This window comes from Pseudomonas sp. SCA2728.1_7, from assembly GCF_018138145.1.
GTDB lineage: Bacteria > Pseudomonadota > Gammaproteobacteria > Pseudomonadales > Pseudomonadaceae > Aquipseudomonas > Aquipseudomonas koreensis_A.
On the sequence record NZ_CP073104.1, the window covers coordinates 5,164,248 to 5,177,586 of the forward strand.

A 13,339-nucleotide genomic window follows, 5' to 3' on the forward strand; every position below is an offset into this window, starting at 1 on the left:
AAATTAGCGAATGGCCTGAACGGCCTGGATATAAAGGGGAAATTCATGAAAGTTTTCTACGATAAAGACTGCGACCTGTCGATCATCCAGGGCAAGAAAGTTGCCATCATCGGTTACGGTTCCCAGGGCCACGCCCAAGCGTGCAACCTGAAAGATTCCGGTGTCGACGTTACCGTTGGTCTGCGTAAAGGTTCGGCCACCGTTGCCAAAGCTGAAGCTCACGGCCTGAAAGTGACTGACGTTGCTTCCGCTGTTGCGGCTGCCGACCTGGTCATGATCCTGACCCCGGACGAATTCCAGTCGTCGCTGTACAAGAACGAAATCGAGCCGAACATCAAGAAAGGCGCCACCTTGGCCTTCTCCCACGGCTTCGCGATCCACTACAACCAGGTTGTGCCGCGTGCCGACCTCGACGTGATCATGATCGCGCCGAAAGCACCAGGCCACACCGTACGCTCCGAGTTCGTCAAAGGCGGCGGTATCCCTGACCTGATCGCGATCTACCAGGACGCCTCGGGCAACGCCAAAAACGTTGCACTGTCCTACGCGGCAGGTGTTGGTGGCGGTCGTACCGGTATCATCGAAACTACCTTCAAAGACGAGACCGAAACCGACCTGTTCGGCGAACAAGCCGTACTGTGCGGCGGTACCGTTGAACTGGTCAAAGCCGGTTTCGAAACTCTGGTTGAAGCTGGCTACGCGCCGGAAATGGCCTACTTCGAGTGCCTGCACGAACTGAAGCTGATCGTTGACCTCATGTACGAAGGCGGCATCGCCAACATGAACTACTCGATCTCCAACAACGCTGAGTACGGCGAGTACGTGACTGGCCCGGAAGTGATCAACGCCGAGTCCCGTCAGGCCATGCGCAACGCCCTGAAACGTATTCAGGACGGCGAATACGCCAAAATGTTCATCAGCGAAGGCGCAACCGGCTACCCTTCGATGACCGCCAAGCGTCGTAACAACGCCGCTCACGGCATCGAAGTCATCGGCGAGCAACTGCGCTCCATGATGCCGTGGATCGGTGCCAACAAGATCGTCGACAAAGCCAAAAACTAAGTCGTTGTCCCTTGTATGAAAAAACGCGGCCTCGGCCGCGTTTTTTCGTTTGGGCGTGTGGTTCTGGTATAAAGCTGCAGCGTTTGTGGCCGAACTGTCGTCCTCAAGCACCTGTCGAATTTTCTTCAAACCGTTGCAAGGTAATGTCCATGAGCGAACGTCCCGAAGAGCCGAACAAGGCTTCTGACGCCGAAAGCCTGCTGCCCATCGATGAACACATCGAAGAAGGGCACGACGCAGAAGGTCGTAAAGTCCGGCATCGTGGTATCTATCTGCTGCCGAATCTGTTCACCACTGCGAACCTGTTCGCAGGGTTTTACTCCATCATCAACTCCATGAGCGCTCAGGCAGCTCTAAGTGCTGGCGACTCGGCCAATGCGAGCAAGTACTTCGCGTTCGCCGCGATCGCGATCTTCGTCGCCATGGTGCTCGACGGTCTCGACGGTCGCGTGGCGCGCATGACCAACACGCAAAGTGCCTTCGGTGCCGAGTACGACTCGCTGTCGGACATGGTTGCGTTCGGTGTTGCACCGGCGCTGCTGGCGTTCGGCTGGGCATTGGGTGATATGGGCAAGGTTGGCTGGATGGTCGCCTTCATCTATGTAGCGGGCGCGGCGTTGCGTCTGGCGCGCTTCAATACTCAGGTGGGTACGGCTGACAAGCGTTACTTCATCGGTCTGGCCAGTCCGGCTGCAGCCGGTGTGGTCGCGGGGATTGTCTGGGCGTTCAGCGATTACGGCATTCAGGGTTCGAAGATGTCGTTCCTGGTCGCGCTGATGGTTGCGGCGGCCGGCATGCTGATGGTCAGCAACATCAAGTACAACAGCTTTAAGGAGCTGGACCTGAAGGGCCGCGTGCCGTTCGTGGCGATCCTTGCTGTCGTGCTGGTGTTCGCCGTGGTCTTCAGCGATCCACCGCGCATTCTGCTGCTGGTGTTCCTCGCCTACGCCGCTTCTGGCCCGGTGCAGTACCTGTTGCATCTTCGTCGGCACAAAAAAGCCGAGTGATGTAATTTCCCGCATACTCCGCAGTCTATGGGTGCATCAGTCCTCCAAAGCCTGCGGAGTTGCCATGTTGATCAAAGTCCCCAAAGCGTCCGATTGCCACGAGTCGGATGTCACGCCTGAAGCCATTTATCTCTCTCGCCGCCAATTGCTGGGGGCCACTGCTGCCGGTATCGCCGTCAGTAGCTTGCCACGTTGGGCCAATGCCGAGGATGCCGCTCGGTACGCCGATGTCGAACCCGGTAAAGCGCCTGCCTGGTTTAACGACAAGCTGTCCTCTACTAAATGGGGAGCAGTCAACGTCAAGGATGAGGCAATCACGCCTTATAAAGATGCCACCCACTACAACAACTTCTATGAGTTCGGAACCGACAAGGGTGATCCGGCAGCTAATGCCGGCTCACTGAAAACCGAACCATGGAGCGTAGTGATCGACGGGGAGGTGGGTAAGCCGGGGCGATATGCGCTGGAAGACTTCATGAAGCCTTACCAGTTGGAAGAGCGTATCTATCGTTTGCGCTGTGTCGAGGCGTGGTCGATGGTGATTCCGTGGATTGGCTTTCCGATCTCGGCGCTGCTCAAGCAGGTCGAGCCAACGTCCAAAGCCAAGTACATTCGCTTTGAAACCTTGCAGGATCCCAAGAGCATGCCCGGGCAGCGCTCGGGTTTTGCCTTGATCGACTGGCCTTATGTAGAAGGCTTGCGACTGGATGAGGCGATGAATCCATTGGCGATTCTGGCGGTGGGTATGTATGGCCGCGAACTGCCGAACCAGAATGGCGCGCCGCTGCGTCTGGTGGTGCCGTGGAAGTATGGCTTCAAGAGTGTCAAATCCATCGTGCGTATCAGTCTGGTCAGCGAGCAGCCGAAAACAACCTGGCAAAGCATTGCGGCAGATGAGTACGGGTTCTATGCGAACGTGAATCCAACGGTTGATCACCCACGCTGGACCCAGGCTCGGGAGCGGCGTTTGCCGAACAGCCTGTTCAAGCCCAACGTGCGTGATACGCAGATGTTCAACGGCTATTCGGATGAAGTCGCTTCTTTATATACAGGGCTCGATCTGCGGAAGAACTACTGATGCGATTTCCGTTCTGGCGTATAGGCGTTTTCATTGCGGCGGCTATCTGGCCGATGCTGTGGCTGTATCAGGCTCTCGAGGATTTACTCGGGCCGGATCCCGGCAAGGTGCTGGTGGATCGGCTGGGCTTGGGGACGTTGGTGTTGTTACTGATCACTCTGAGCATGACGCCTATGCAGAAGCTCACCGGCTGGGCAGGGTGGATTGCAGTGCGCCGTCAGTTGGGGCTCTGGTGTTTTGCCTATGTGGTTTTGCATCTGTGTAGCTATATGGCGTTTATTCTGGGTTTCGATTGGTCGCAGCTGACGGTCGAGTTGCGCAAGCGGCCCTACATAATAGTGGGGGCGTTGGGCTTTCTCGGATTGTTGGCGCTGGCGCTGACGTCCAATCGCTACAGTCAGCGTCGTTTGGGTTCGCGCTGGAAGAAGCTGCATCGTCTGGTTTACGTGATTCTGGGCTTGGGTCTACTGCATATGTTGTGGATCGTGCGCGCCGATCTTGAGGAATGGGCGATCTATGCCTTTATAGGCGCAGTGCTTCTGCTGCTGCGTATTCCGCCAGTGATGCGTCGTATCCCACGTTTGCTGGCTAAAAAGCAGGTTTTGCAAGAAAAGCGAAATTAACGGTTGACGGCAGATTTCAGATGTCTATAATTCGCCCCACTTCCGGCGCAGTCGAAACGGAAAACTCCTTGAGATTCAATGAGTTATGTAGGTTTCGGCAGCAGGTTGCTTCAGTTGATCGAAGCCGAAAGGAAGTTGAATAAGAGGTGTTGACAGCAGCGTGTAACGCTGTAGAATTCGCCTCCCGCTGACGAGAGATCGGAAGCGCAAGTGGTTGAAGTTGTTGAAGAATTCTTCGAAAACTTCTGAAAATAATCACTTGACAGCAAATGAGGCTGCTGTAGAATGCGCGCCTCGGTTGAGACGAAAGATCTTAACCAACCGCTCTTTAACAACTGAATCAAGCAATTCGTGTGGGTGCTTGTGGAGTCAGACTGATAGTCAACAAGATTATCAGCATCACAAGTTACTCCGCGAGAAATCAAAGATGTAACCAACGATTGCTGAGCCAAGTTTAGGGTTTCTTAAAAACCCAAAGATGTTTGAACTGAAGAGTTTGATCATGGCTCAGATTGAACGCTGGCGGCAGGCCTAACACATGCAAGTCGAGCGGATGACAGGAGCTTGCTCCTGAATTCAGCGGCGGACGGGTGAGTAATGCCTAGGAATCTGCCTGGTAGTGGGGGACAACGTTTCGAAAGGAACGCTAATACCGCATACGTCCTACGGGAGAAAGCAGGGGACCTTCGGGCCTTGCGCTATCAGATGAGCCTAGGTCGGATTAGCTAGTTGGTGAGGTAATGGCTCACCAAGGCGACGATCCGTAACTGGTCTGAGAGGATGATCAGTCACACTGGAACTGAGACACGGTCCAGACTCCTACGGGAGGCAGCAGTGGGGAATATTGGACAATGGGCGAAAGCCTGATCCAGCCATGCCGCGTGTGTGAAGAAGGTCTTCGGATTGTAAAGCACTTTAAGTTGGGAGGAAGGGTTGTAGATTAATACTCTGCAATTTTGACGTTACCGACAGAATAAGCACCGGCTAACTCTGTGCCAGCAGCCGCGGTAATACAGAGGGTGCAAGCGTTAATCGGAATTACTGGGCGTAAAGCGCGCGTAGGTGGTTCGTTAAGTTGGATGTGAAATCCCCGGGCTCAACCTGGGAACTGCATTCAAAACTGTCGAGCTAGAGTATGGTAGAGGGTGGTGGAATTTCCTGTGTAGCGGTGAAATGCGTAGATATAGGAAGGAACACCAGTGGCGAAGGCGACCACCTGGACTGATACTGACACTGAGGTGCGAAAGCGTGGGGAGCAAACAGGATTAGATACCCTGGTAGTCCACGCCGTAAACGATGTCAACTAGCCGTTGGGAGCCTTGAGCTCTTAGTGGCGCAGCTAACGCATTAAGTTGACCGCCTGGGGAGTACGGCCGCAAGGTTAAAACTCAAATGAATTGACGGGGGCCCGCACAAGCGGTGGAGCATGTGGTTTAATTCGAAGCAACGCGAAGAACCTTACCAGGCCTTGACATCCAATGAACTTTCCAGAGATGGATTGGTGCCTTCGGGAACATTGAGACAGGTGCTGCATGGCTGTCGTCAGCTCGTGTCGTGAGATGTTGGGTTAAGTCCCGTAACGAGCGCAACCCTTGTCCTTAGTTACCAGCACGTTATGGTGGGCACTCTAAGGAGACTGCCGGTGACAAACCGGAGGAAGGTGGGGATGACGTCAAGTCATCATGGCCCTTACGGCCTGGGCTACACACGTGCTACAATGGTCGGTACAAAGGGTTGCCAAGCCGCGAGGTGGAGCTAATCCCATAAAACCGATCGTAGTCCGGATCGCAGTCTGCAACTCGACTGCGTGAAGTCGGAATCGCTAGTAATCGTGAATCAGAATGTCACGGTGAATACGTTCCCGGGCCTTGTACACACCGCCCGTCACACCATGGGAGTGGGTTGCACCAGAAGTAGCTAGTCTAACCTTCGGGAGGACGGTTACCACGGTGTGATTCATGACTGGGGTGAAGTCGTAACAAGGTAGCCGTAGGGGAACCTGCGGCTGGATCACCTCCTTAATCGACGACATCAGCTGCTCCATAAGTTCCCACACGAATTGCTTGATTCATTGAAGAAGACGATAGAAGCAGCTTTAAGCTCCAAGCTGATAGCTCCAAGCTAACAGTTACGCGCTCGAAATTGGGTCTGTAGCTCAGTTGGTTAGAGCGCACCCCTGATAAGGGTGAGGTCGGCAGTTCGAATCTGCCCAGACCCACCAATTTTGTTATGGGGCCATAGCTCAGCTGGGAGAGCGCCTGCCTTGCACGCAGGAGGTCAACGGTTCGATCCCGTTTGGCTCCACCATATAACTGCTTCTGAAAGCTTAGAAATGAGTATTCCCTTGAGAATATTGATTTCTAGTCTTTTGATTAGATCGTTCTTTAAAAATTTGGGTATGTGATAGAAAGATAGACTGAACGTTACTTTCACTGGTAACGGATCAGGCTAAGGTAAAATTTGTGAGTTCTCTTAGTTGAGAAATTCGAATTTTCGGCGAATGTCGTCTTCACAGTATAACCAGATTGCTTGGGGTTATATGGTCAAGTGAAGAAGCGCATACGGTGGATGCCTTGGCAGTCAGAGGCGATGAAAGACGTGGTAGCCTGCGAAAAGCTTCGGGGAGTCGGCAAACAGACTTTGATCCGGAGATGTCTGAATGGGGGAACCCAGCCATCATAAGATGGTTATCTTGTACTGAATACATAGGTGCAAGAGGCGAACCAGGGGAACTGAAACATCTAAGTACCCTGAGGAAAAGAAATCAACCGAGATTCCCTTAGTAGTGGCGAGCGAACGGGGACTAGCCCTTAAGTGGCTTTGAGATTAGCGGAACGCTCTGGAAAGTGCGGCCATAGTGGGTGATAGCCCTGTACGCGAAAATCTCTTAGTCATGAAATCGAGTAGGACGGAGCACGAGAAACTTTGTCTGAATATGGGGGGACCATCCTCCAAGGCTAAATACTACTGACTGACCGATAGTGAACTAGTACCGTGAGGGAAAGGCGAAAAGAACCCCGGAGAGGGGAGTGAAATAGATCCTGAAACCGTATGCGTACAAGCAGTGGGAGCAGACTTTGTTCTGTGACTGCGTACCTTTTGTATAATGGGTCAGCGACTTATTTTCAGTGGCGAGCTTAACCGAATAGGGGAGGCGTAGCGAAAGCGAGTCTTAATAGGGCGTCTAGTCGCTGGGAATAGACCCGAAACCGGGCGATCTATCCATGGGCAGGTTGAAGGTTGGGTAACACTAACTGGAGGACCGAACCGACTACCGTTGAAAAGTTAGCGGATGACCTGTGGATCGGAGTGAAAGGCTAATCAAGCTCGGAGATAGCTGGTTCTCCTCGAAAGCTATTTAGGTAGCGCCTCATGTATCACTGTAGGGGGTAGAGCACTGTTTCGGCTAGGGGGTCATCCCGACTTACCAAACCGATGCAAACTCCGAATACCTACAAGTGCCGAGCATGGGAGACACACGGCGGGTGCTAACGTCCGTCGTGAAAAGGGAAACAACCCAGACCGTCAGCTAAGGTCCCAAAGTTATGGTTAAGTGGGAAACGATGTGGGAAGGCTTAGACAGCTAGGAGGTTGGCTTAGAAGCAGCCACCCTTTAAAGAAAGCGTAATAGCTCACTAGTCGAGTCGGCCTGCGCGGAAGATGTAACGGGGCTCAAACCATACACCGAAGCTACGGGTATCACCTTCGGGTGATGCGGTAGAGGAGCGTTCTGTAAGCCTGTGAAGGTGAGTTGAGAAGCTTGCTGGAGGTATCAGAAGTGCGAATGCTGACATGAGTAACGACAATGGGTGTGAAAAACACCCACGCCGAAAGACCAAGGTTTCCTGCGCAACGTTAATCGACGCAGGGTTAGTCGGTCCCTAAGGCGAGGCTGAAAAGCGTAGTCGATGGAAAACAGGTTAATATTCCTGTACTTCTGGTTATTGCGATGGAGGGACGGAGAAGGCTAGGCCAGCTTGGCGTTGGTTGTCCAAGTTTAAGGTGGTAGGCTGAGATCTTAGGTAAATCCGGGATCTTAAGGCCGAGAGCTGATGACGAGTGTTCTTTTAGAACACGAAGTGGTTGATGCCATGCTTCCAAGAAAAGCTTCTAAGCTTCAGGTAACCAGGAACCGTACCCCAAACCGACACAGGTGGTTGGGTAGAGAATACCAAGGCGCTTGAGAGAACTCGGGTGAAGGAACTAGGCAAAATGGCACCGTAACTTCGGGAGAAGGTGCGCCGGTGAGGGTGAAGGACTTGCTCCGTAAGCTCATGCCGGTCGAAGATACCAGGCCGCTGCGACTGTTTATTAAAAACACAGCACTCTGCAAACACGAAAGTGGACGTATAGGGTGTGACGCCTGCCCGGTGCCGGAAGGTTAATTGATGGGGTTAGCTAACGCGAAGCTCTTGATCGAAGCCCCGGTAAACGGCGGCCGTAACTATAACGGTCCTAAGGTAGCGAAATTCCTTGTCGGGTAAGTTCCGACCTGCACGAATGGCGTAACGATGGCGGCGCTGTCTCCACCCGAGACTCAGTGAAATTGAAATCGCTGTGAAGATGCAGTGTATCCGCGGCTAGACGGAAAGACCCCGTGAACCTTTACTATAGCTTTGCACTGGACTTTGAATTTGCTTGTGTAGGATAGGTGGGAGGCTTTGAAGCGTGGACGCCAGTTCGCGTGGAGCCATCCTTGAAATACCACCCTGGCAACTTTGAGGTTCTAACTCAGGTCCGTTATCCGGATCGAGGACAGTGTATGGTGGGTAGTTTGACTGGGGCGGTCTCCTCCTAAAGAGTAACGGAGGAGTACGAAGGTGCGCTCAGACCGGTCGGAAATCGGTCGTAGAGTATAAAGGCAAAAGCGCGCTTGACTGCGAGACAGACACGTCGAGCAGGTACGAAAGTAGGTCTTAGTGATCCGGTGGTTCTGTATGGAAGGGCCATCGCTCAACGGATAAAAGGTACTCCGGGGATAACAGGCTGATACCGCCCAAGAGTTCATATCGACGGCGGTGTTTGGCACCTCGATGTCGGCTCATCACATCCTGGGGCTGAAGCCGGTCCCAAGGGTATGGCTGTTCGCCATTTAAAGTGGTACGCGAGCTGGGTTTAGAACGTCGTGAGACAGTTCGGTCCCTATCTGCCGTGGACGTTTGAGATTTGAGAGGGGCTGCTCCTAGTACGAGAGGACCGGAGTGGACGAACCTCTGGTGTTCCGGTTGTCACGCCAGTGGCATTGCCGGGTAGCTATGTTCGGGAAAGATAACCGCTGAAAGCATCTAAGCGGGAAACTTGCCTCAAGATGAGATCTCACTGGAACCTTGAGTTCCCTGAAGGGCCGTCGAAGACTACGACGTTGATAGGTTGGGTGTGTAAGCGCTGTGAGGCGTTGAGCTAACCAATACTAATTGCCCGTGAGGCTTGACCATATAACACCCAAGCAATTTGCGTCGAAAGGCCAAGTTGCGGTGTGTGAAGACGAAACGAACCGAAAGTTCGACTGCACTTAAAAAAGCAGCACAAAACACCGAAAACTACCACATACCCAATTTGCTGAAGCGAGGCCATCTGGTCACGACTCAGTACCCGAATTTCTTGACGACCATAGAGCGTTGGAACCACCTGATCCCATCCCGAACTCAGCAGTGAAACGATGCATCGCCGATGGTAGTGTGGGGTTTCCCCATGTGAGAGTAGGTCATCGTCAAGATTAAATTCCGAAACCCCAATTGCGAAAGCAGTTGGGGTTTTGTTTTGCCCGCAGGAAAGTTTTTTGCTCGCGACAGCGAACAAATTTGCACAGTTATTTTCGAATCAGAACACTAGAATAGCCCCACCTTATTCGGAGCCAGAGCCTTTATGTCAGAGTCGGTTGACGCCCCCGGGCTGTCAGATTTACCGCTGGAAGACTTGGTGGCCTGTCACGAGTGCGACCTGCTGTTGCGCAAGCCAACACTTGCTCACGGAGAGAAAGCGCTCTGTCCTCGCTGCGGTTACGAACTGTACGCTCACCGTCATAACGTGGTGCAGCGCAGCCTTGCCTTGGTGATCGCAGCATTATTGCTGTACATCCCGGCAAACTTTTTACCCATCATGCAACTCAATATCCTCGGACAATCTTCGCAGGATACGGTCTGGAGCGGCGTGCTCGGCCTGTTCAATACGGACATGCAGGGCGTTTCGATCGTCGTCTTCCTGTGCAGCATGGCCATACCGCTGCTCAAGTTGCTGTGCCAGTTATTCGTTTTGCTGACGATTCGCTTCAATGCCGGACGCAGCTATGGCTTGCTGCTCTATCGCATTTACCACCACCTCAAAGACTGGGGAATGCTCGAGGTTTACCTCATGGGGGTATTGGTGGCGATCGTCAAACTGGCGGACATGGCAGCCATCACCGTAGGCCTTGGCCTGGCCTGTTTCATTGGATTGCTATTGGTACAGGTCTGGCTGGAAGTGGTGATGTCACCGCATCAGATCTGGCAGGCGTTATCAGGAGAGGACGCTCATGCGGGCGATTGATGCGGGCATTCTGGTGTGTACCGAATGCCACGAATTGAACAAACAGGAAGCGGACACCGACGAGCAAACCTGCAGCCGTTGCGGTGCGCTGGTTCACGCCCGGCGTCCGAACAGCCTCGCGCGAACCTGGGCGCTGCTGATCACGGCTGCAATCATCTATATTCCGGCCAATGTCTTGCCGATCATGACTGTCAGTTCTTTGGGGCAGGGTGATCCGAGCACCATCATGTCCGGGGTGATCCAACTGGTGCAGCACGGCATGATTCCGATCGCCGCCGTGGTGTTTATCGCTAGTATTCTCGTGCCCACCTTCAAACTGGTGGGTATCGCGCTGCTGTTGTTTTCGGTGCAACGACGCCAGCCGTTATCCGCTCGTCAGCGCATCTGGATGTACCGTTTTATCGAGTTCATTGGCCGCTGGTCGATGCTCGATATATTTGTGATCGCCATTCTCGTGGCGGTCGTCAACTTCGGCCGGCTTGCCAGTGTCGAAGCCAATCTTGGCGCCATCGCCTTCGCCAGTGTGGTGATTCTGACGATGCTCGCCGCAGTAACTTTCGATCCCCGACTGATTTGGGATAACACGGAGTCGGACGACGACCATGACTGATTTGCCCGTAGCGAAAACCCGACCGGCTTCGAACTGGTCTGCCATTTGGGTTCTGCCTCTGATCGCGCTGATCATCGGTGGCTGGCTCGGCTGGCGCGCCTATTCCGAAACCGGTATCGAGATCCAGATCCGCTTCGAGAGTGGCGAAGGCATCCAGGCCAACAAGACCGAGGTCATGTACAAGGGCATGTCGGTCGGTAAGGTCAAGGCGCTCAAACTCGACGATGAGGGTAACTCCAAAGGCGTCATCGCCACCGTCGAGATGAATAAAGACGTTGAGCAATACCTCAAGACCAGCACGCGCTTCTGGCTGGTCAAACCGAGCGTCACCCTGGCTGGCATTACTGGGCTGGAGACATTGGTCTCGGGTAATTATGTCGCTATCAGCCCCGGCGAAGGTGAGCCTGTGCGCAAGTTCAAGGCACTCTCCGAAGAGCCGCCGCTGTCCGACGCCAAGCCTGGCCTGCATCTGACCATCAAAGCTGATCGTCTTGGCTCGTTGAGCCGTGGCAGCCCGGTGTTCTACAAGCAGATCAAAGTCGGCCAGGTCAAAAGCTACCTGCTCTCGGAAGACCAGAGTACCGTCGAACTCAAGGTTTTCATCGAACCAACCTACGCCAAACTGGTGCGCAAACACACGCGTTTCTGGAACGCCAGCGGCATCAGTATCGACGCCAACCTGTCCGGCGTGAAAGTACGCAGCGAATCGCTAGCCAGCATCGTCGCCGGCGGTATCGCTTTCGCTACACCCGAGAATCGCAAGGACAGCCCGCCGACTGATCCGAGCCTGCCGTTCCGTCTGTATGAGGACTTCGACGCTGCCGCTGCCGGGATTCGCGTAAAGGTCAAACTCAGCGACTTCGAAGGACTGCAGGCTGGCCGCACACCGGTGATGTACAAAGGCATTCAAGTCGGCAACATGAAGGCGCTGAAGGTTGATCCTGACCTGAACAGCGCCACAGCCGAGCTCACCCTCGATCCATTGGCTGAGGACTATCTGGTCGATGGCACGCAGTTCTGGGTAGTTAAACCGTCGATTTCTCTGGCAGGGATCACCGGTCTGGAAGCCTTGGTGAAGGGTAACTACATCGCCGTACGCCCGGGCGATAAAGGTGCGGCACCGAAACGCGAATTCGAGGCCCGGCCAAAGGCGCCGCCGCTGGATCTGCGCTCACCGGGCTTGCACCTGGTGCTGTTCACCGATGTCCTCGGCTCGATCGATGTGGGCAGTCCAATTTTGTACAAACAGGTCAAGGTCGGTTCGGTGCAGAGCTATCAGTTCTCCAAGACCAAGAAGCAATTGGTCATTGGCGTGCACATCGATAAGGAATACGAAAACCTGGTCAACGCCTCCACGCGCTTTTGGAATGTCAGTGGCATCACGTTGACCGGCGGACTGACCGGTGGCATTCAAGTCAAGAGTGAGTCGCTGCAGACCCTGATGGCCGGTGGCATCGCCTTCGAGACACCGCAAGCCAAGGCGCCGCTGCAGAAACGTATTCCGCGTTTCCGCCTGTTCGCCAACCATGATGAGGCGAATCAGAAAGGCACGGTGGTGACGATCAAAGTCGATCGCGCTGATGGTCTGCGCAGTGGTACCCCAGTGCGCTTCAAGGGACTGGATGTCGGCAAGATTGAAAGTGTTGATCTGACCGATGACTTGCAGTCGGTCATCCTCACGGCGCGCATCACCGAAGTGCCAGAGAAGATCGCCCGGGTCGGCAGCCAATTCTGGGTGGTCAAGCCTGAGTTGGGCCTGATCAAGACTGCCAATCTGGAAACCCTGGTGACCGGGCAGTACATCGAAGTGCAACCGGCGGCGAAGAACCTCGGCCCGCAGAAGAACTTCGTCGCGCTGGCGAATGCGCCGGAAGTGACCAAGCAGGAGGCGGGGCTGAGTCTGGTGTTGAGCGCTGCCCGTCGTGGTTCGCTGAAGCCGGGTGTGCCGGTGACGTATCGCGAAATTACCGTGGGTAAAGTCACCGGTTATGAACTCGGGCAGACCGCCGATCGTGTGTTGGTACACATTCTGATCGAGCCGAAATATGCGCCGTTGGTGCGTAGCGGTAGCCGCTTCTGGAATACCAGTGGTGTCGGGTTTGATATCGGTTTGTTCAATGGGCTGACAGTGCGCACCGAGTCGCTGGAGACGGCGATTCAGGGTGGGATTGCTTTCGCCACGCCGGATGGCGAGCGCATGGGCAACCCGGCGCGGGCTGAGCAGACGTTCCCGCTGTTCGACAAGTTTGAGGATGAGTGGCTGACGTGGGCGCCGAAGATTTCCCTCGGTAAGTAACCTCCAGATATTCGGCGTCTGAAAAGACGCCTTCGCGAGCAGGCTCGCTCCCACAGGGGAACGCATTCCAACTGTAGGAGTGAGCCTGCTCGCGATAGGGCCAGCCAATTCAGCACAAATCTCAAGCCATAAAAAAGG

Annotated in this window: 7 protein-coding genes, 2 tRNA genes and 3 rRNA genes; all 12 read left to right on the plus strand. The window is 54.3% G+C overall.

All coding sequences use genetic code 11. The features are described 5' to 3' along the window. The first annotated feature begins 45 nt into the window (after positions 1-45). The 12 genes from ilvC to KBP52_RS23215 all read left to right on the plus strand — a co-directional run bounded on the left by ilvC (position 46) and on the right by KBP52_RS23215 (position 13,201). Positions 46-1,062 (plus strand): ketol-acid reductoisomerase, encoded by a 1,017-nt coding sequence (gene ilvC, locus KBP52_RS23160; RefSeq protein WP_007909969.1) that lies wholly within the window; start codon positions 46-48, stop codon positions 1,060-1,062. 149 nt (positions 1,063-1,211) lie between these two features. Next, entirely contained in the window at positions 1,212-2,069 is an 858-nt protein-coding gene (pssA, locus tag KBP52_RS23165; RefSeq protein ID WP_016983477.1) for a CDP-diacylglycerol--serine O-phosphatidyltransferase, read from the plus strand. Between the two features lie 64 nt (positions 2,070-2,133). Beyond that, on the plus strand, positions 2,134-3,147 hold the full coding sequence (gene msrP, locus KBP52_RS23170) for a protein-methionine-sulfoxide reductase catalytic subunit MsrP (RefSeq protein WP_212621043.1): 1,014 nt from the start codon (positions 2,134-2,136) through the stop codon (positions 3,145-3,147). Continuing rightward, positions 3,147-3,770: a protein-methionine-sulfoxide reductase heme-binding subunit MsrQ gene (gene msrQ / locus KBP52_RS23175; RefSeq protein ID WP_116029766.1), complete on the plus strand. Its 624-nt coding sequence runs from the start codon at positions 3,147-3,149 to the stop codon at positions 3,768-3,770. Before msrP ends, msrQ begins: the two co-directional genes overlap by 1 nt. Before the next feature lie 484 nt (positions 3,771-4,254). Continuing rightward, a 16S ribosomal RNA gene (locus KBP52_RS23180) occupies positions 4,255-5,791 on the plus strand. Positions 5,792-5,914: 123 nt separating this feature from the next. Continuing rightward, a tRNA-Ile gene (locus tag KBP52_RS23185) sits at positions 5,915-5,991 on the plus strand. Between the two features lie 10 nt (positions 5,992-6,001). Beyond that, a tRNA-Ala gene (locus tag KBP52_RS23190) sits at positions 6,002-6,077 on the plus strand. 234 nt (positions 6,078-6,311) lie between these two features. Next, positions 6,312-9,205, plus strand: a 23S ribosomal RNA gene (locus KBP52_RS23195). A 165-nt stretch (positions 9,206-9,370) separates the two neighbouring features. Further along, positions 9,371-9,486: ribosomal RNA gene (gene rrf, locus KBP52_RS23200) — 5S ribosomal RNA — on the plus strand. Together the 16S, 23S and 5S rRNA genes with 2 tRNA genes alongside form the textbook arrangement of a ribosomal RNA operon. Positions 9,487-9,635: 149 nt before the next feature. Then, a complete protein-coding gene (locus tag KBP52_RS23205) occupies positions 9,636-10,295 on the plus strand; it encodes a paraquat-inducible protein A (RefSeq protein WP_123595849.1) in 660 nt (219 codons plus the stop codon). Next, entirely contained in the window at positions 10,282-10,905 is a 624-nt protein-coding gene (locus KBP52_RS23210; protein ID WP_034156070.1) for a paraquat-inducible protein A, read from the plus strand. The genes KBP52_RS23205 and KBP52_RS23210 overlap by 14 nt, the downstream gene beginning before the upstream one ends. Further along, positions 10,898-13,201: an MlaD family protein gene (locus tag KBP52_RS23215; protein WP_077574544.1), complete on the plus strand. Its 2,304-nt coding sequence runs from the start codon at positions 10,898-10,900 to the stop codon at positions 13,199-13,201. Before KBP52_RS23210 ends, KBP52_RS23215 begins: the two co-directional genes overlap by 8 nt. The last annotated feature ends 138 nt before the right edge of the window (positions 13,202-13,339 follow it).

Bases quoted from the DNA above. Each gene is read 5' to 3' on its own strand.
- KBP52_RS23210 (WP_034156070.1), top strand. From the start codon at position 10,282: ATGCGGGCGATTGATGCGGGCATTCTGGTGTGTACCGAATGCCACGAA.
- msrP (WP_212621043.1), top strand. From the start codon at position 2,134: ATGTTGATCAAAGTCCCCAAAGCGTCCGATTGCCACGAGTCGGATGTC.
- ilvC (WP_007909969.1), top strand. From the start codon at position 46: ATGAAAGTTTTCTACGATAAAGACTGCGACCTGTCGATCATCCAGGGC.
- KBP52_RS23215 (WP_077574544.1), top strand. From the start codon at position 10,898: ATGACTGATTTGCCCGTAGCGAAAACCCGACCGGCTTCGAACTGGTCT.
- msrQ (WP_116029766.1), top strand. From the start codon at position 3,147: ATGCGATTTCCGTTCTGGCGTATAGGCGTTTTCATTGCGGCGGCTATC.
- KBP52_RS23205 (WP_123595849.1), top strand. From the start codon at position 9,636: ATGTCAGAGTCGGTTGACGCCCCCGGGCTGTCAGATTTACCGCTGGAA.
- pssA (WP_016983477.1), top strand. From the start codon at position 1,212: ATGAGCGAACGTCCCGAAGAGCCGAACAAGGCTTCTGACGCCGAAAGC.